General features: G+C 73.3%; 14 protein-coding genes and 1 pseudogene. 8 read left to right on the forward strand and 7 right to left on the reverse strand.

Annotated elements, in window-relative coordinates; genetic code table 11:
• The first annotated feature begins 337 nt into the window (after positions 1–337).
• Both SNE206_RS39185 and SNE206_RS39190 read left to right on the forward strand, forming a co-directional pair.
• Positions 338–697, forward strand: coding sequence for a PadR family transcriptional regulator (locus SNE206_RS39185; RefSeq protein ID WP_407918375.1), 360 nt, complete (start codon positions 338–340; stop codon positions 695–697).
• The gene (locus SNE206_RS39190) at positions 694–1,707 is read left to right on the forward strand and encodes a hypothetical protein (RefSeq protein ID WP_407918376.1); all 1,014 of its coding nucleotides are present in this window, start codon (positions 694–696) and stop codon (positions 1,705–1,707) included. The genes SNE206_RS39185 and SNE206_RS39190 overlap by 4 nt, the downstream gene beginning before the upstream one ends.
• A 53-nt stretch (positions 1,708–1,760) precedes the next feature.
• On the opposite strand, the gene SNE206_RS39195 is transcribed toward SNE206_RS39190, so the two are convergent.
• The 5 genes from SNE206_RS39195 to SNE206_RS39215 form a co-directional block, all read right to left on the reverse strand.
• The gene (locus SNE206_RS39195; protein WP_407918377.1) at positions 1,761–2,183 is read right to left on the reverse strand and encodes an ATP-binding protein; all 423 of its coding nucleotides are present in this window, start codon (positions 2,181–2,183) and stop codon (positions 1,761–1,763) included.
• 179 nt (positions 2,184–2,362) lie between these two features.
• Positions 2,363–2,734 (reverse strand): STAS domain-containing protein, encoded by a 372-nt coding sequence (locus SNE206_RS39200; RefSeq protein ID WP_407918378.1) that lies wholly within the window; start codon positions 2,732–2,734, stop codon positions 2,363–2,365.
• A gap of 286 nt (positions 2,735–3,020) precedes the next feature.
• Positions 3,021–3,722, reverse strand: a complete 702-nt coding sequence (locus SNE206_RS39205) for a metal-dependent hydrolase (RefSeq protein WP_407918379.1) — start codon at positions 3,720–3,722, stop codon at positions 3,021–3,023.
• A gap of 119 nt (positions 3,723–3,841) precedes the next feature.
• On the reverse strand, positions 3,842–4,012 hold the full coding sequence (locus SNE206_RS39210; RefSeq protein WP_405009164.1) for a hydrophobic protein: 171 nt from the start codon (positions 4,010–4,012) through the stop codon (positions 3,842–3,844).
• Positions 4,013–4,229: 217 nt separating this feature from the next.
• A complete protein-coding gene (locus SNE206_RS39215) occupies positions 4,230–7,751 on the reverse strand; it encodes a discoidin domain-containing protein (RefSeq protein ID WP_407918380.1) in 3,522 nt (1,173 codons plus the stop codon).
• 349 nt (positions 7,752–8,100) lie between these two features.
• Here SNE206_RS39215 and SNE206_RS39220 point away from each other — a divergent pair, with 349 nt between their 5' ends.
• The gene (locus SNE206_RS39220) at positions 8,101–9,027 is read left to right on the forward strand and encodes an alpha/beta hydrolase (protein ID WP_407918381.1); all 927 of its coding nucleotides are present in this window, start codon (positions 8,101–8,103) and stop codon (positions 9,025–9,027) included.
• 448 nt (positions 9,028–9,475) lie between these two features.
• Positions 9,476–10,240 (forward strand): alpha/beta hydrolase, encoded by a 765-nt coding sequence (locus SNE206_RS39225; RefSeq protein WP_407918382.1) that lies wholly within the window; start codon positions 9,476–9,478, stop codon positions 10,238–10,240.
• A 99-nt stretch (positions 10,241–10,339) separates the two neighbouring features.
• Here SNE206_RS39225 and SNE206_RS39230 read toward each other — a convergent pair whose 3' ends face one another.
• The gene (locus tag SNE206_RS39230) at positions 10,340–10,870 is read right to left on the reverse strand and encodes a DUF5994 family protein (RefSeq protein ID WP_407918383.1); all 531 of its coding nucleotides are present in this window, start codon (positions 10,868–10,870) and stop codon (positions 10,340–10,342) included.
• A 249-nt stretch (positions 10,871–11,119) separates the two neighbouring features.
• Here SNE206_RS39230 and SNE206_RS39235 point away from each other — a divergent pair, with 249 nt between their 5' ends.
• The 4 genes from SNE206_RS39235 to SNE206_RS39250 all read left to right on the forward strand — a co-directional run bounded on the left by SNE206_RS39235 (position 11,120) and on the right by SNE206_RS39250 (position 14,017).
• On the forward strand, positions 11,120–11,548 hold the full coding sequence (locus SNE206_RS39235; protein WP_407918384.1) for a CBS domain-containing protein: 429 nt from the start codon (positions 11,120–11,122) through the stop codon (positions 11,546–11,548).
• A 141-nt stretch (positions 11,549–11,689) separates the two neighbouring features.
• The gene (locus tag SNE206_RS39240) at positions 11,690–12,466 is read left to right on the forward strand and encodes a class I SAM-dependent methyltransferase (RefSeq protein WP_407918385.1); all 777 of its coding nucleotides are present in this window, start codon (positions 11,690–11,692) and stop codon (positions 12,464–12,466) included.
• Between the two features lie 155 nt (positions 12,467–12,621).
• Complete coding sequence (locus tag SNE206_RS39245; RefSeq protein ID WP_407918386.1) at positions 12,622–13,767, forward strand: anion permease; 1,146 nt, start codon at positions 12,622–12,624, stop codon at positions 13,765–13,767.
• A gap of 16 nt (positions 13,768–13,783) precedes the next feature.
• Positions 13,784–14,017: a hypothetical protein gene (locus SNE206_RS39250; RefSeq protein WP_407918387.1), complete on the forward strand. Its 234-nt coding sequence runs from the start codon at positions 13,784–13,786 to the stop codon at positions 14,015–14,017.
• Positions 14,018–14,126: 109 nt separating this feature from the next.
• Here the strand turns inward: SNE206_RS39250 and SNE206_RS39255 are convergent.
• A pseudogene (locus SNE206_RS39255) lies at positions 14,127–14,258 on the reverse strand (peptidase M75); the annotation flags it as partial.

Consider the following 14,258-nt stretch of genomic DNA (forward strand, 5'->3'; position numbering starts at 1 on the left):
CCACCCTCGACGCCACCACCACCCTCGGCCGCATCCACAACACCCTCAGGAACACCGCCACCACCCCCACCCTGACCCTCCACGCCACCACCACCCACGGCAACATCACCGCCCGCAGCCTCTGAGGCCGCCCCTCAGGACGACCGGGCACCCGGCCACGCACCGGACCCGGCGGAGGACGACCTCGGCGATGTCGCCCTCCAGGCCGGGCCAGGCCGGGCCGGTGGCACCCCGTCCACCGGCCGGCCGGGCGGTGGACGGGGTGCCGGCCGGTCGAAGCCTCCCCGGCCATAGCTAAACGATCGACATATATCGTTCAATGACCTATGGTCACGGCATGGCACACCGTCAACTGCAGGAACCGACACGCCTGGTGCTCACGGCGCTGGCCGACGCACCCCGGCACGGCTACGCGATCGTCCAAGAAGTCCTGGCGATCACCGAAGGCCGGACCACGATGCTCACCGGCACCCTCTACACGGCGCTGGACCGCCTGCTCCAGCAGGAGCTCATCCGGATCGACCACGAGGAGGTCGTGGCCGGACGGCTGCGCCGCAGCTTCGCGCTGACCGAGCAGGGCCGGCAGACACTGGCCGAGGAGACGGAACGGCTGCGCGCCGGCGTGGCCGAGGCCGAGCGCCGGCTCGCCCTCGGCAGCCTCCCGCCGAAGCTCCGGACGAACAGGGGGACAGCATGACCGACCCGCGCATCTCCACTCCCCCACTGCTGCGGCACCTTCCCCTGATCAGCCTCTACCCTGCCGGGTACCGCGCCGCGCACGGCGAGGAGATCACCGCCGTCTTCGCCGAGGCCGTCCGGCACGCCGACCGGCGCACCGCCCTGCGCGAGTGGGCCGCCCTTGCCGCACACGCCCTGCGGCTGCGCACCCGGCTCAGCTCGCGCGACCCCGCGGGCAGGATCATCGCCGGTGCCGCGCCGTTCCTGCTGGCCGGTGGAGCCGCCCTGAGCATGGTCCATCTGCTGACCGGGGTCTTCCTCCCGGACCCCTTCACCGGCCCTGCCCGGACCGCGGTGGGCGCCGCACAGACCGCCCCGTGGGTCCTCGCCCTGCTGTGCGTCGCCTTCCGCCGCCGGGTTCCGGCCCGGGCCCTCGTCCTGGTGGCCGTCGTGACCCGGATCGGCGTCGCCGTTGCTGCGCAGTTCGATCCGAGCCCGGCATCCACCCGGTACACGGACCTGCTCGGACTCTGGGCCGTCATGGGCGTCCTGGTGCTGATCGCGCCGCCCGACGCCGTCGACGCCTCCCCGCGGAGCCGTTCCCGGACGGTGGCCTCCGCCATCGCCATCGCCCTGCCGATGAGCGGCATCGCCGTCCTCTGGATCGGCACCTGGCCCGACGACTACGCCGACATCGTCTTCCCGCCCTCCACCCGGATCCCGCTCGACGCCTCCAGCGCCTGGCCCGCCTTCGTGATGACCCTCGTCTACCTCCTGCACCTCGCGAGCCCGCACACCGACCGCCTGCGGGTCGGCGGTGTCGCGCTGGCGGTCCTGCCCTGGACGGTCATGGCCGCCCCGCCCCTCTACCGGAGCGCCCCGACCGACGCCCACCACCTGCTCCGCAACGGCGGCGTGGTCCTCGCCCTCCTGGCCGTGGCCACCACCGTCGGCATCCTGCGCCGCACCGGTCGACGCACCCGCCCCACCGGACCCGTTCGACCGGGGACGTCCGATCCGACGCCGTGACGGACCGGCTCCCGGTGCCTGATGCTTGGCGCCCGGTGCCTGGTGCCTGGTGCTCACTGGACGGCGTCGCCCGGCGGGTGGAAGCAGGCGGTGACGGTCTTGCCGCAGCGGTCGGTGCGGGCCTGCCAGTGGTCGGCGAGGGCGTCGACGAGGGCCATGCCGCGTCCGGAGGTGGCGTCCGGGCCGGCCTCGCGCGGTCGCGGGGCCTGCGGGGAGTCGTCGTGCACGCTGACGTAGAGGCAGGCCCCGTCCCAGGTGAGGACGAGATCGGCGTCGCTGCGGGCGTGGATGTGGGCGTTGGTGATGAGTTCGGAGATCGTGAGGACGACCGCGTCGGCGGTCTCGGGTGCGTGTGCGGCCCAGCCGAGTTCTTCGAGATGACGGCGGGCCCACGCGCGGCCGGCCCGCACCCCGCTGGAGACCGGAAGTGTCCGGGCCCAGCCGAGCGCCTTCATCGCGGGCTCCTGTCCGTCCATGCTCCGGTCCCTTCGCCGTCGGGTTTCTCGGGTCACGGCTGCCCCCGTTCGGCCGGAGCACGCACGGTGCGGGCCGGACACCGGAGCACGGCGGCTCCCGGGGGCCGTTCGGAAGAGCTGCACGGCGGGCGCCGGTCCGTCGCGGGCGGCCGCACGGAGGACGTCGGCGTCCGGATCGATCAGGACGCCCGGGCGCGCGGCACCTCCGTGGGTGCACCCCCGTCGACGGGCAGCAGCCGGTCGGCGCCCACGGTCGCGAGCAGCCGTGCGACCTGGCGTGAGGGCCGGGCCAGGTACAGCGGGATCCCCCGGCCTTCCGCCTCGATCCGCGCGGCGAGCAGTGCGTCGAGACCCGACGTGTCGCAGAAGGCCACCTGTGCGAGGTCGACCACGAGCATCGGCGGCACGGGCCGACGGGACATCGCCTGGTGCAGTGCACTGCGCAGCGTCGGGACCGCGTCCAGGTCGAGGTCACCGCACAGCTCGACGACCGGGCCGGCCAGGCTGTCCCGCACCGGCGCGGTGAACACCTTGTCGATGCCCTCGCTCATTCTCGGCGCCTTCCTTCACTCACCCAGACCTACGCGGACATGCCAACCCTAGGGCCTGGCAGGCACCGGCACTACCGGTCGCCGATGGTGTTCACCGGCCGGACACACGGAGCAGGCGGGCGAGCGGCCTCTCCCGACGGTGCCGTTCGCTCATGAACCGTCATCGAGCGGACACAGTGCCGGACATGACCACCCCACGCCGCAGGGCAACGGGCGGGCCTCGGGGTGCGGATGCCGCCTCCCGGCTCGCCCCTCGCGGTCAGAACGTGGGCGGTCGGAACACGGCTCAGAACGCGGGCAGGGACGCCGGGAAGGCGCCGAACCAGAGCAGGACGAACGTGGCCACGGTCATCAGCGGGACGAGCAGCCGCGTCTCCACGCCGTTGCCGGACCGCCGGATCAGCACGACCTCGTACCGGCGCCGGTGGGGCCAGAACAGCGGGATCCCCTGCCGGGTCAGGAAGTCCCCGAGCAGGTGGGCCAGCACGCCCAGGCCGACCGCGTACGGCAGCCACCCGCCCGTGCCGGGGATCCAGCGGTCGGTGGCGGCCGTACCGAGGGCGGCGAGGCCGGCGGCGGTCGTCCAGGCCGCCGGGCCCGGGCCCGGCGCGGGAAGGTGCAGGGCGCGCAGCGCCAGGAACAGCAGCAGGAGGACCAGCCCGAGGACGAACGGCCGGCCCAGCCGGGCGACGCCGAGAACGGCACCGGCCGTGGCGGCGGCGGCGAACAGCAGCGAGTGCGTCGCGTGCCGGTGCCCGCCACTGATCTTCCCGACGGCCCGGCACAGGAGCCGTGTCACCGGGCCCAGAAGGTGCGCGACCGTACCGTCCGGGTGGTCCGCGTCCGGCAGCAGGGCGGCGCCCGCGGAGAGCAGCGTGCCCAGCAGCACCTCGCCGGGCGACAGCGGGCGACCGATCAGCGACGGCAGCAGGAGCGGCCCCGACCCCGCGAACACCAGTGCGCCGCCGAGCGCGTGCGAGTGCCCCATCACCGAGCACCACCCCCTCCGTCCGGACCTGCAGCGACGCCGTTCGGCTACCCGGCCGCCGCCCTCCGATGCACGCGGCCGCGAGACGGTCCCGTGTGCGGCCGGACCGGCGCAGCGGGCTACCAGCGGTACCAGCGGCAGCGGGAGCCGTCCGCACGGGTGCCGCGGAGGGCGAACCCGATCAGCCACACCACCAGGACGGCGAGCGCGGCCCACCAGAGGGCCTTGAGGGCGAAGCCCACGGCGAACAGCAGGAAGGCCAGCAGCAGGACGGCGGCGAGTACAGGCACGGGCGGTCTCCCGGTGGGCGGTGGTCCAGGCCCGGCGGTCGGGCACCGGGCGACTGCCCGGCCGACGGCGCCGCCATGCGCCGACCACCGGCACCGGCACCGATCACCGCAGCCGGCTCGCCCGCGGTGCGCCGAAGGAGCCGAGCCACGCAGGGTGCCCCCTGCTCCCTGGAGTTCACCCAGGGAGCAGGGGGCACCGGACCGACGTGCCGGAGGGTCAGTTCCAGCCGGTCAGGCCGGCTCCGTACGGGTAGAGCGGGTTGCCGTAGGTCGTCGGCACCGGCTGCCCGGCGTCGATCCTGGCCCGGATGTCCGCCCGTTCCGCGGCGGTGGCCCCCAGGTCGTACGGCAGGTCCCAGTTCTCGTTGGCGTCGGCCAGCGTGTCGGTGCCTCCCGGCTTGAGCACCTGGTCGACGCTCCGCGGCAGTTGCCACGGCAGTTTGCCCGACGGCGCGTAGTCGCCGAACAGCAGCCCGGCGGTGGCCGGGCCGACCTCCTCGCCGCCGCGGTAGGTCACCACGATGGCGTCGGCCAGGTTGTTCCACTCGCTGATCACGATCGGCCGCGGCAGCGTCAGCACCACGACCACCGGGATCCCCTGCTGCTTGAACCGCTGGATGACCGCCAGTTGGTCGGCCGGCAGGTAGGGCTGCTCCTTCACCCATGCGGTGGCATGGGTGTACGTGGGCTCACCGACCGCCACCACGGCCAGCTTCGGCGCGGGCGCGGTGTCCTGGTACACGGTGACCCCGGCCTTGGCCGCCCGCGACCGCACGGCGTCGAGCAGTGTCCGGGAGCCGTAGTTGTCGTGGAAGTAGCTGGTCCAGATGCAGCACGCCGAGCCGTCGGTGGCCCGCGGGCCGGCGACGACGATGCTGTCCCCGGCGTTCAGCCGGACCGGCAGCACGCCGTTGTTCTTCAGCAGCGTGTCGGACTCCCTGGCCGCCCTGTCGGCGAGTTCCACGTAGCCGGGCTGGTGGAACCGGTAGGGCCCGTTCACCGGGTCGCCGTACGGGTGCTCGAAGACGCCCAGTCGGAACTTGAGCCGCAGGATGCGGGTCACCGCGTCGTTGATCCGGGCGAGCGGCACCTGCGACTCGAAGGTCGCCATGGTGTAGCCGGGCGCGCCCGGGTCGGCGCCACCCATCACGTCGGAACCGGCGTTGGCCGCGTTGACCCACGCCGAGGAGGGCAGCCAGTCGGTGGTGATCAGGCCGGTGTAGCCGAGGTTCTGCCGCAGGTACGCCAGGATCTTCGCGCTGTCACCCGCCCCCGGGCCGCCCGGGTCCAGGTACGAACTGCCCGCGTAGCCCGGCATGATGTTCACCGCGCCGGCCTGCATCGCCGCCCGGAACGGGATCATGTGGTACTTGATGGTGACCCCGTCGTAGGTGATCCCGGCCTCGCCTCCGGCACCCTCGCCGGGCCAGTGCTTGACCGTCGCGAGCACCGAACCGGGGTTGAGCTCCGGACCGCCCTGGAGACCGGCCACCAGCGCCCGCAGTTGGGCGGCCGCGACCTCGGCGTTCTCACCGCCGCCCTCCTGGATGCGGGGGTACAGCACCTTGGTGCCGACCTCCGCCAGCGGCGACAGGGTGCCGCGCGCCCCGACCTCCAGCTCCTCCAGCCGCTGCATGTTGCCCAGTTGGTAGTCCAGCGCGTAGTCCTTGCCGGCCGCCAGGGTGCTCTGCAGCGGATAGGTCGTCTGGTAGCCGGCCGTGGTGTCGCCCGCCGAGACCGGCGGGATGCCCAGCCGGGTGGCCGCAGTGGAGAGCAGCACGGTGTGCAGGTCGCCCGGCTGCGCCGGGCCGAAGTGCCAGCCGGACATGGGGTACGACTGCACGTTGTAGAACATCTGGTAGGCCTTCTCCTCCAGGGTCATCCTGCCCAGGAGGTCGCCGACCCTGGTCTCGACGGGCTGCCGCCAGTCCTCGTACGGCTCGATCGTCCCGTTCTTGTTCAGGTCGCGTGCGCCGTTGACGATGCCGACGCCGTCGTCGGTGGTCTCGATGTCGGGCAGGTAGAGGCCGAAGGTCCGGATGTCGGAGGTGGTGCGGGCCCCGGAGGCGCTCACCGCGGTCACGTACCACGTGTAGGTCCAGCGGTCGGCGATGTCCCAACTCGGCGTGTAGGTGGTGCCGGTGGGCTCGGCGACCTTGGTGTGGAGGGCGATCAGGTCGACGTTCTGGGTGAAGTCGTAGTCGGTGCGGCTGAGGTTCAGCCACACCTCGTAGTGCGCGGTGCCCGGCACCGCGGCCCAGGAGAAGGCCGGTCGCCGGGTGTTGGTGACCATGGCCTTGTCCGCCGGGGCGGACAGCGCGAACTGGCCGAGCACGGCAGGCGCCCGGGTGGGCCCGGAGAGCAGCGGCGGCGTGGCGGCCGAGGAGTCGACCGTGCCGTAGACCTGGAACTCCCACAGCGAGTAACCGTAGGCGGTGGCGCGCGCCGTGCCGTAGAACCGCACGTAGCGGCCCTTGCCGGTGATCGCCAGGCGCTCGGTGCCACCGGTGCCCGTGGTGGTGGTGTGGATCGGCGTCCACGCGGTGCCGTTGTCGGACACCTCGATGCGGTAGCCGGTGCCGTACGCGTTCTCCCAGGTGAGGACGGCACCGGTGAGGGTCGCGGCGCCGCCCAGGTCCACCCGCAGCCACTGGGTGTCGCCGGGCTGGCTGGACCAGCGGGTGGTGGTGCGTCCGTCCAGCGCCGCCGCCGGGGCGTTGCCGCCCTCGTAGGACGAGGCGGTGACCTGCTTGTAGGCGGAGATCACCGTGCCGGAGAAGTCGCCGCCGCCTCCGCCGCCGGATCCCGGGCCGGCGAAGACCTGGAACTCCCACAGCGAGTAGCCCCAGGCGGTGCCGCGGGCGGTGCCGTAGAGGCGGATGTAGCGGCCGCTGCCGGACACGGCGAGGTCCTGGACGCCACCCGTACCGGTGGCGGTGGTGTGGATCGGCGTCCAGGTGGAGGCGTTGTCGGACACCTCGATCCGGAAGCCACTGGCGAAGGCGCCCTCCCAGTTCAGCACCACCCGGCAGACCGGGGTCGTGGCGCCGAGGTCGACCTGGAGCCACTGGGGGTCCGAGGCGGTACTCGACCAGCGGGTACCGGCGTTGCCGTCGACCGCCGCCGACGCGGGGGTGCCGGCGTTCTCCACGGACGAGGCCGTGGCCGGCCTGCCCTGTGCGGCGTTCGTGGTTCCGCAGCCCGATCCGGTGCCGCCCGTGCCGTAGACCTGGAACTCCCACAGCGAGTAGCCGTAGTTGGTGCCGCGGGCGGTGCCGTAGAGGCGGATGTAGCGGCCGCTGCCGGACACGGCGAGGTCCTGGACACCGCCGGTACCGGTGGCGGTGGTGTGGATCGGCGTCCAGGCGGAGGCGTTGTCGGACACCTCGATCCGGAAGCCGACGGCGAAGGCGGCCTCCCAGTTCAGCACCACGCGGTCGACGGCCGCGCGGGCGCCGAGGTCGACCTGGAGCCACTGGGGGTCGGAGGCGGCACTCGACCAGCGGGTACCGGCGTTGCCGTCGACCGCCGCCGACGCGGGGGTGCCGGCGTTCTCCACGGACGAGGCCGTGACCGGCCTGCCCTGGGACAGCAGGGTGGAGGCGGCGCTCGCGGGGCCGGCCGAGACGCCGACCGCGCCGCCGGCCGCCAGGGCGAGCGCGACCAGGACGGCCACCAGGGCGCGTCGTCGTCGCAGGGCCTGGGCCAGGGGTCGTAAGAGCAGGGGCAGGTGTCGCATGTGCATCTCCCTGGGGGTGGGATGCCGAGGACCGACCCGGAACCGCCGTGGGGTGCGGCGGTTGCAGGGCGGGTGCGGTACGCGCGGGACAGGTCGCACACCGAGCGCCAGAGAGCGCTCTCTCGGGAGTCTCGGGGTACGACTGACCACTGTCAACCTCTGTGCAGCACCGAGCGGATACCGTGCACGCACACCCGGCGGCGGCGAGCACCGCCGGGCCCACCCGGACCCTCGGCCGACCCGGACCGGCCGTCACGCACGACGACGGCAGGGGAGAATCGGGTCGACCGGTTGTCGTCGAGGGGCCGCGGCGAAGCAGGGCCGCGGCCCGGTACACCGAGGGACGCGCATGCAGTTGGGGTTGAAGAGTCTCGTCAGCACGGAGCTCGCAGCACACGTCGAGGAGTGCCGGGCGGCCAGGGCCGCGTCGGGGGGCACGAAGGGCCCGGGCAACCTGGACGAGCTGCGGGAGGCGCGGGCCCGGCGGGACGCAGCCGCGTCGCCCTCCGACTCGTCGGCCGTCGAGGAGGTGGCCGAAGCCGCCGGCCGGCGGGTGCCCGTGCGGATCCTCGTTCCCGGGAGCGGCGTGCCGCGCGGCGTCCATCTGGACATCCACGGTGGCGGCTTCTACCTGGGACCGGCGGCGCGGCGGGACGCGCGCAACCAGCAGCTCGCGGATGCGCTCGGAATCGCCGTCGTGAGCGTGGACTACCGGCTCGCTCCCGAACACCCCTGGCCGGCCGCACCCGACGACTGCGAGACGGCGGCACTCTGGCTCGTCGAGCACGCCGGGGCTCGCTTCGGCACGGACCGGCTGACGGCGGGCGGCTTCTCGGCGGGAGCCACGCTTGCCGTGACGACACTGGTGCGCCTGCGCGATCGCGGTGTCACCGACCCGTTCGCCGGTGCCGCACTGCAGTTCGGCGTCTACGATCTGAGCGGACTGACCCCCGCAGGCCGGCTGATCGCCGACGAGTACTTCATCCAGGCGTACGCCGGCCATGTGACCGACCGCACCGCCCCGGACGTCTCCCCGGTCTACGGCGACCTTCGCGGACTGCCGCCGATGCTGATGGTCATCGGCAGCGCGGACATCCTGCTGGAGGACAACATGGCCATGGCCGCCCGGGTTTCGGCAGCCGGCGGCGAGGTCGACCTCCGGATCTACCCGGAGGCACCGCACGGCTTCACGTCCCGTCCGACAGGCATGGCCAGGGCCGCGCTGCACGACATCGAGCGCTGGCTCGCGGACCGCTTCTCCGCCGCCCCCGACTGACACCGGCCGTCAACGGCTCGGGACGTCTCACCCGCTCGGGGCGTCTCACCGGTTCCGGGCCGCGGGTGGCCGTCCTCGAGCCGGACGGCCACCGCACCGCGCTCGAACACGGCCCGGCCGCCGCCCCTGCAGACCCCTGGTCCGACGCGACCGGCATCCGGACGGCGGCATCAACCGCATTGCAGGAAAACAGCACTGACCCGGCGTCAACCGTGGCGGGTCACCGGCCGGCCGCGGACCCGGCCGGGTGGCGCCCGTCCGGAAAAGGCCCGGGCGGAGCGATGACCGATCTGATAACTTTCCGTTGCCCGTGACACCGCCCGAGGAGGTGAGACCCATGAACGCCGTATCCCTGTGGGTGCTCCCCCATGCCGTCACGGCCTGGCGATCGATGTAGGTGTCGCCGGGAGCGCCTCGACAACAAGGCACTCCCGAAAGGCAACACCCCATGCACTCTCTGCAGTTCACCGCCGAGTCCTCGTCGAACGGCACGGTCGAGCGCGACTTCACCGTGGCCGGGGTTCCCGGCGTGCTCTGGTCGCCGGCGTCCGGTGCCGGGCGCGCGCCCCTGGTCCTGATGGGGCACGGCGGCGGCACCCACAAGAAGCACCCGTCGATGGTGGGCCGGGCACAGCTCCTCGTGCACGGCTGCGGCTTCCACGTCGCCGTCATCGACGCGCCCGGTCATGGCGACCGGCCGCGCACGGCCCACGACGAGGCGGAGATCGCCGAGCTGTTCCGGGCGAGGGCCGCCGGAGAGCCGGAAGGCCCGATCGTCGTCCGCTACAACGACCATCTGGCGGAGCTCGCCGTGCCCGAGTACGTGGCGCTCCTGGACACCCTTCAGGAGCTTCCGGAGATCGGCGCCGACGGGCCGGTCGGCTACTGGGGCATCAACATGGGCACCGCGATCGGCGTGCCGTTCGTGGCGGCCGAACCCCGGATCACGGCCGCGGTCCTCGGCCAGCACTGGCCCGACGCCCTGACCGGGAAGGCGCAGCGGATCACCGTCCCGATCGAGTTCGATCTGCAGTGGGACGACGAGCACATCTCCCGTGAGGCGGGTCTCGCACTGTTCGACGCCTTCGCCTCGAAGGAGAAGTCGTTGCACGTGAACTCGGGCACGCACAAGGAGCTGCCCCGGTTCGAGGCCGACAGTGCGGTCCGGTTCTTCGCCCGGCACCTGGGCGGGGCGGTCACCGCGTCGGCCTGACGTGTGCGGTCGCGGCGTCCGGCCCACCGGCCGGGCGCCGCGGCCTTCCGGCAGGCACGGCTCTGCCGGCTCCCGCACCGCCGCTCCGTTCACGTCGTGTCAGCGGTCAGCGGCGGGTTCCACCGTCTCGGCCCGGTCCTCGGGTCCGAGGCGGACCGTACTGATCACGACTCCGGACAGGCCCTGGGTGAGCAGTTCCGCCGCCGGCGTGCGGTTGCCCGTCTCGGCGGCGCCCGCCATTGCGGCGTCGGCGGTCCGCGGGTCGGCGCCGGGCGGTACCACCAGCAGGAGGAAGTGATCCTGGAAGCCTCGGGTGAGGCTGATCGTCCCACCACCCGCGGCGAACAGGCCGATCTTGACCACCAGGCCGTTCACGGTCACCGACCGGGGCACGTGGCGCCAGGCCACGGTGTCGAGGCCGACCCTGAGGATCGGGCCGAGGTGGGCGCCGAGCGCGGTGATCAGGTCCGGCAGCTCGGCCCGCGCGTCGGCCGTCCGCGGCCACCACGCCCCGTCGAACATGCCGGTGCGCGCCATCGTCGGTTCCAGCGCCAGGCGCGGGAGGAGGGGTGTGCCGGAGACCTGCCAGGAACGTCGCGAGGAAGGGGTGGGCAGGGGAATCGGCATCATGGGGAGCCGCCCGTCCGGTCCGGGTGAGGACCGATCATGACCCAGGGCGACACCGGCGCGGATACGGGTGTGCGACATGTCCTCGGTTACCTCCGACGGTACTCCGCGCCGGTCCTCCCCGGGCGGAGGCCGGGAGTAGGGTGGGGGTGTCCAGGGCATTCCGTATCCGGTGCCCGTTCCGGCTTCGTCCTGGGTGAGGCACACGCCCGGGCGGTCGCTGACCGGCCCGGAGGCAGGCCCGGTGACACCGTGACCACGACCCGCCCCACCAGCCGAACGGCAGTCACGAACCCCCTGACCGTCGCCGACGCGATGGAGCCGTGCGAGTACCAGATCGCCGACGACAGCGGCGTCGAGCGCGTCGACGACATCTTCCACCACGCCCACGTCGACTACCTGGTGGTGCGTGGCCACGACGGCCGCTGTGCAGGTCTGGTGACCCGGCGCAGCCTGCGCCCCTTCCTCGACCTCCCCCGCTCCGGCGAGCACGTCACGATCCACGGCGCCGTACAGCAGCGCGGCCCGTTCGCCTGGCCGTCGATGGCCCTGGCGCTGGCGGCGCTCGCCATGCGGATCAAACGCCTGGTGATCTGGCCGGTCATCGACGACGACGGCTACGTCCTCGGCATCATCACCGCACAGCACGTCGACGGCATGATGGCGCACGCCCCGGCCTGACAGTGCTGTGCGAGGTCGAGGCGGGGAGCGGTCCCGAGCTCGCCGCGGGCGTGCCCGGCCGGGAGTCCCGGCCGGGCCCGTCCGGGCATCGCCCGGGGGCGAACCGGGATCACCGGCCTCCCCCGTGGGCACAGTCATCGCATGGACCATGACGAACGGCTTCTGCACAGCTCGTCGTTCGGCGCGGCCGCGGCCGCGTACGCCGAGCACCGCCCGGACTACGCGCAGGCCGCGGTGCGCTGGGTGCTGGAGGCCGCACCCGGATCGCGGGTGCTCGACCTCGGCGCCGGAACCGGCAAGCTCACCGCCACGCTGGTCGCGTCAGGCGCCGAGGTCGTCGCGGTCGAGCCCGACCCGGCGATGCTGTCCGAACTGCGCCGCGCGCTGCCGACCGTCCGCGCGCTGCCGGGAAGTGCCGAGGTGATCCCGCTGCCGGACGCGTCCGTCGATGCCGTGCTGGCCGGCAACGCCATGCACTGGTTCGACATGGCCGTCGCGGGGCCCGAGATCGCCAGGGTCCTGGCGCCCGGCGGTGTCCTGGGCGGCCTGTGGAACGTCATCGACGACCGGGTCGGCTGGGCTGCCGAACTGGAGCGGGTCGGCGGGAGCGCGGCCGTCGGCCCGCGTGACACGCTCGGCAACTGGCGCACCGCGACGTCGGACCTGCACCTCCCGGACACCGGCGCCGCCCGGTTCGGCTGGCCGGAGCAGGCCGAGTTCCCGCACGGACAGCGCCGTACCGCCGACTCCCTCGTCGCGACACTCGCCACCCGCGCGGGGATGCTGGTCATGCCGCCGCAGGAACGGGAAGCCACGCTCGGCCGGATCCGCGCCTTCCTCGCGAGCAGCCCGGAGACCGCCCACGGCGGGTTCACGCTGCCGATGCTGACCGGCGTGCTGCGCGTCCGGCGGCTGTGAGACGGCCACCGGAGCGGGGCGGGAGGACGGGCGGTCCGGGACGGGCCGGACCCTGCCGGGAAAGGCCGTGTGTATGCCACCTGCAGGCCGACAAGCAGCCCGCCGCGGCGAGTGTCCTACCGCCCGTCGGCGCCGCACGCTGGTCTACTGGTCGCATGTCCCACATCACGTTCCCCCTCGTGATGGTGATCGTCACAGCTCTGGCGTTCGACTTCACCAACGGTTTCCACGACACCGCGAACGCGATGGCCACCTCGATCGCCACCGGCGCGCTCTCCCCGAGGGTGGCGGTGCTGGTGAGCGCCGTGCTCAACGTGGTCGGCGCGTTCCTCTCCACGGAGGTGGCCAGGACGATCTCCGGCGGCATCGTGAACGACGGGCTGATCACCCTGGGCATGATCTTCGCGGGGCTGGTCGGCGCGATCCTCTGGAACCTGCTGACCTGGCTGCTCGGACTCCCGTCGAGCTCGTCGCACGCGCTGCTCGGCGGGCTGATCGGCGCGGTGTGGGTCGGTGCGGGGCTGACCGCCGTGAACTTCGGCGAGGTGGTCGAGAAGATCGTCATCCCGGCGTTCGCCGCACCGGTGGTGGCCGGGATCGCCGCGATGCTGGCCACCTACCTGGCCTACAAACTCAGCGGGCGGGCCGACGAGGAGTCGATGGCCCACGGCTTCCGGTTCGGGCAGATCGGGTCGGCCTCGATGGTCTCGCTCGCGCACGGCACCAACGACGCGCAGAAGACCATGGGCGTGATCACCCTCAGCCTGATCTCCGCGGGTGCGCTGCCGACCGGCGCCGGGCCGCCGACCTGGGTGGTCCTCACGGCGGGCCTGGCCATCGGCCTGGGGACCTACCTCGGCGGCTGGCGCATCATCAGGACGCTCGGCCGTGGGCTGACCGACATCCGCTCCCCGCAGGGCTTCACCGCCGAGACGGCCTCCGCCACGGTCATCCTCACCTCGGCCCACCTCGGGTTCGCGCTCTCCACCACCCAGGTCTGCAGCGGCAGCATCATCGGCGCCGGACTCGGCCGCCGCCGGGCGGAGGTCCGCTGGACCACGGCCCGGCGGATGGCCGTCGCCTGGCTGATCACCCTGCCCGCGGCCGGCCTGATCGGCGGGGGCGCCTCCGCCGTCGTGGTGAACGGCGGAACGGCCGGGACCGTCGCCGTCGCCGTGGCCGCCGTGGCCGCGGCAGCGGTGATCTACCTGCTGTCCCGGCGCAGCCCGGTCACCGCCGACAACGTCAACGACGCCCGTACCGTGACGGTCAACCCGCAGCCCGCCGCCGCGGGCAGCTGAGAGGGAGGACGCTGCCGTGGCACTGCACTGGAGCGCCCTGGGCGAGGTGGCCGCCGTCAGCATCGGCACGACGGTGGCGGTCGCCGCGGTGTTCACCCTGGGGGTGCGGTCGATGCTGATCCGCCAGGACGCCAGGGGCCAGGGCCGGAGCTCGGTCGCCGCCCTGGCGGGGGCCGCCCTGTGCTTCCTGGCGTGCGTCGGCGCCGTGCTCTACGGGCTGTATCTGATCATCCCGCAGTTCCACGGCTGAGCGGGCTCCGGAGCGGCCTCGGACCGGCTCCGGTCCCGTGCGTGCGGGAGCCGTGGCGGCCGGGTGGGGCCGCCACGGCGGGGCGCGGGTGGCGGGTGCGGGGTGCCGGTTACCTGGCGACGACCGCGGCGGCCAGCTTCGACAGCGGCTCGCCCAGGGCGTTCACCGCGGTCGCGAAGACCTTGCGCTCCGGCTCGCCGACCTTGTCGTACGAGGTGTAGGCGCCGTCGGCCTGCTTGTA

The sequence above is a fragment of the Kitasatospora sp. NE20-6 genome (assembly GCF_045862635.1).

Bases quoted from the DNA above. Each gene is read 5' to 3' on its own strand.
- SNE206_RS39245 (WP_407918386.1), top strand. From the start codon at position 12,622: ATGTCCCACATCACGTTCCCCCTCGTGATGGTGATCGTCACAGCTCTG.
- SNE206_RS39190 (WP_407918376.1), top strand. From the start codon at position 694: ATGACCGACCCGCGCATCTCCACTCCCCCACTGCTGCGGCACCTTCCC.
- SNE206_RS39230 (WP_407918383.1), bottom strand. From the start codon at position 10,870: ATGATGCCGATTCCCCTGCCCACCCCTTCCTCGCGACGTTCCTGGCAG.
- SNE206_RS39195 (WP_407918377.1), bottom strand. From the start codon at position 2,183: ATGGACGGACAGGAGCCCGCGATGAAGGCGCTCGGCTGGGCCCGGACA.
- SNE206_RS39220 (WP_407918381.1), top strand. From the start codon at position 8,101: ATGCAGTTGGGGTTGAAGAGTCTCGTCAGCACGGAGCTCGCAGCACAC.
- SNE206_RS39225 (WP_407918382.1), top strand. From the start codon at position 9,476: ATGCACTCTCTGCAGTTCACCGCCGAGTCCTCGTCGAACGGCACGGTC.
- SNE206_RS39215 (WP_407918380.1), bottom strand. From the start codon at position 7,751: ATGCGACACCTGCCCCTGCTCTTACGACCCCTGGCCCAGGCCCTGCGA.
- SNE206_RS39200 (WP_407918378.1), bottom strand. From the start codon at position 2,734: ATGAGCGAGGGCATCGACAAGGTGTTCACCGCGCCGGTGCGGGACAGC.
- SNE206_RS39240 (WP_407918385.1), top strand. From the start codon at position 11,690: ATGGACCATGACGAACGGCTTCTGCACAGCTCGTCGTTCGGCGCGGCC.
- SNE206_RS39205 (WP_407918379.1), bottom strand. From the start codon at position 3,722: ATGGGGCACTCGCACGCGCTCGGCGGCGCACTGGTGTTCGCGGGGTCG.
- SNE206_RS39185 (WP_407918375.1), top strand. From the start codon at position 338: ATGGCACACCGTCAACTGCAGGAACCGACACGCCTGGTGCTCACGGCG.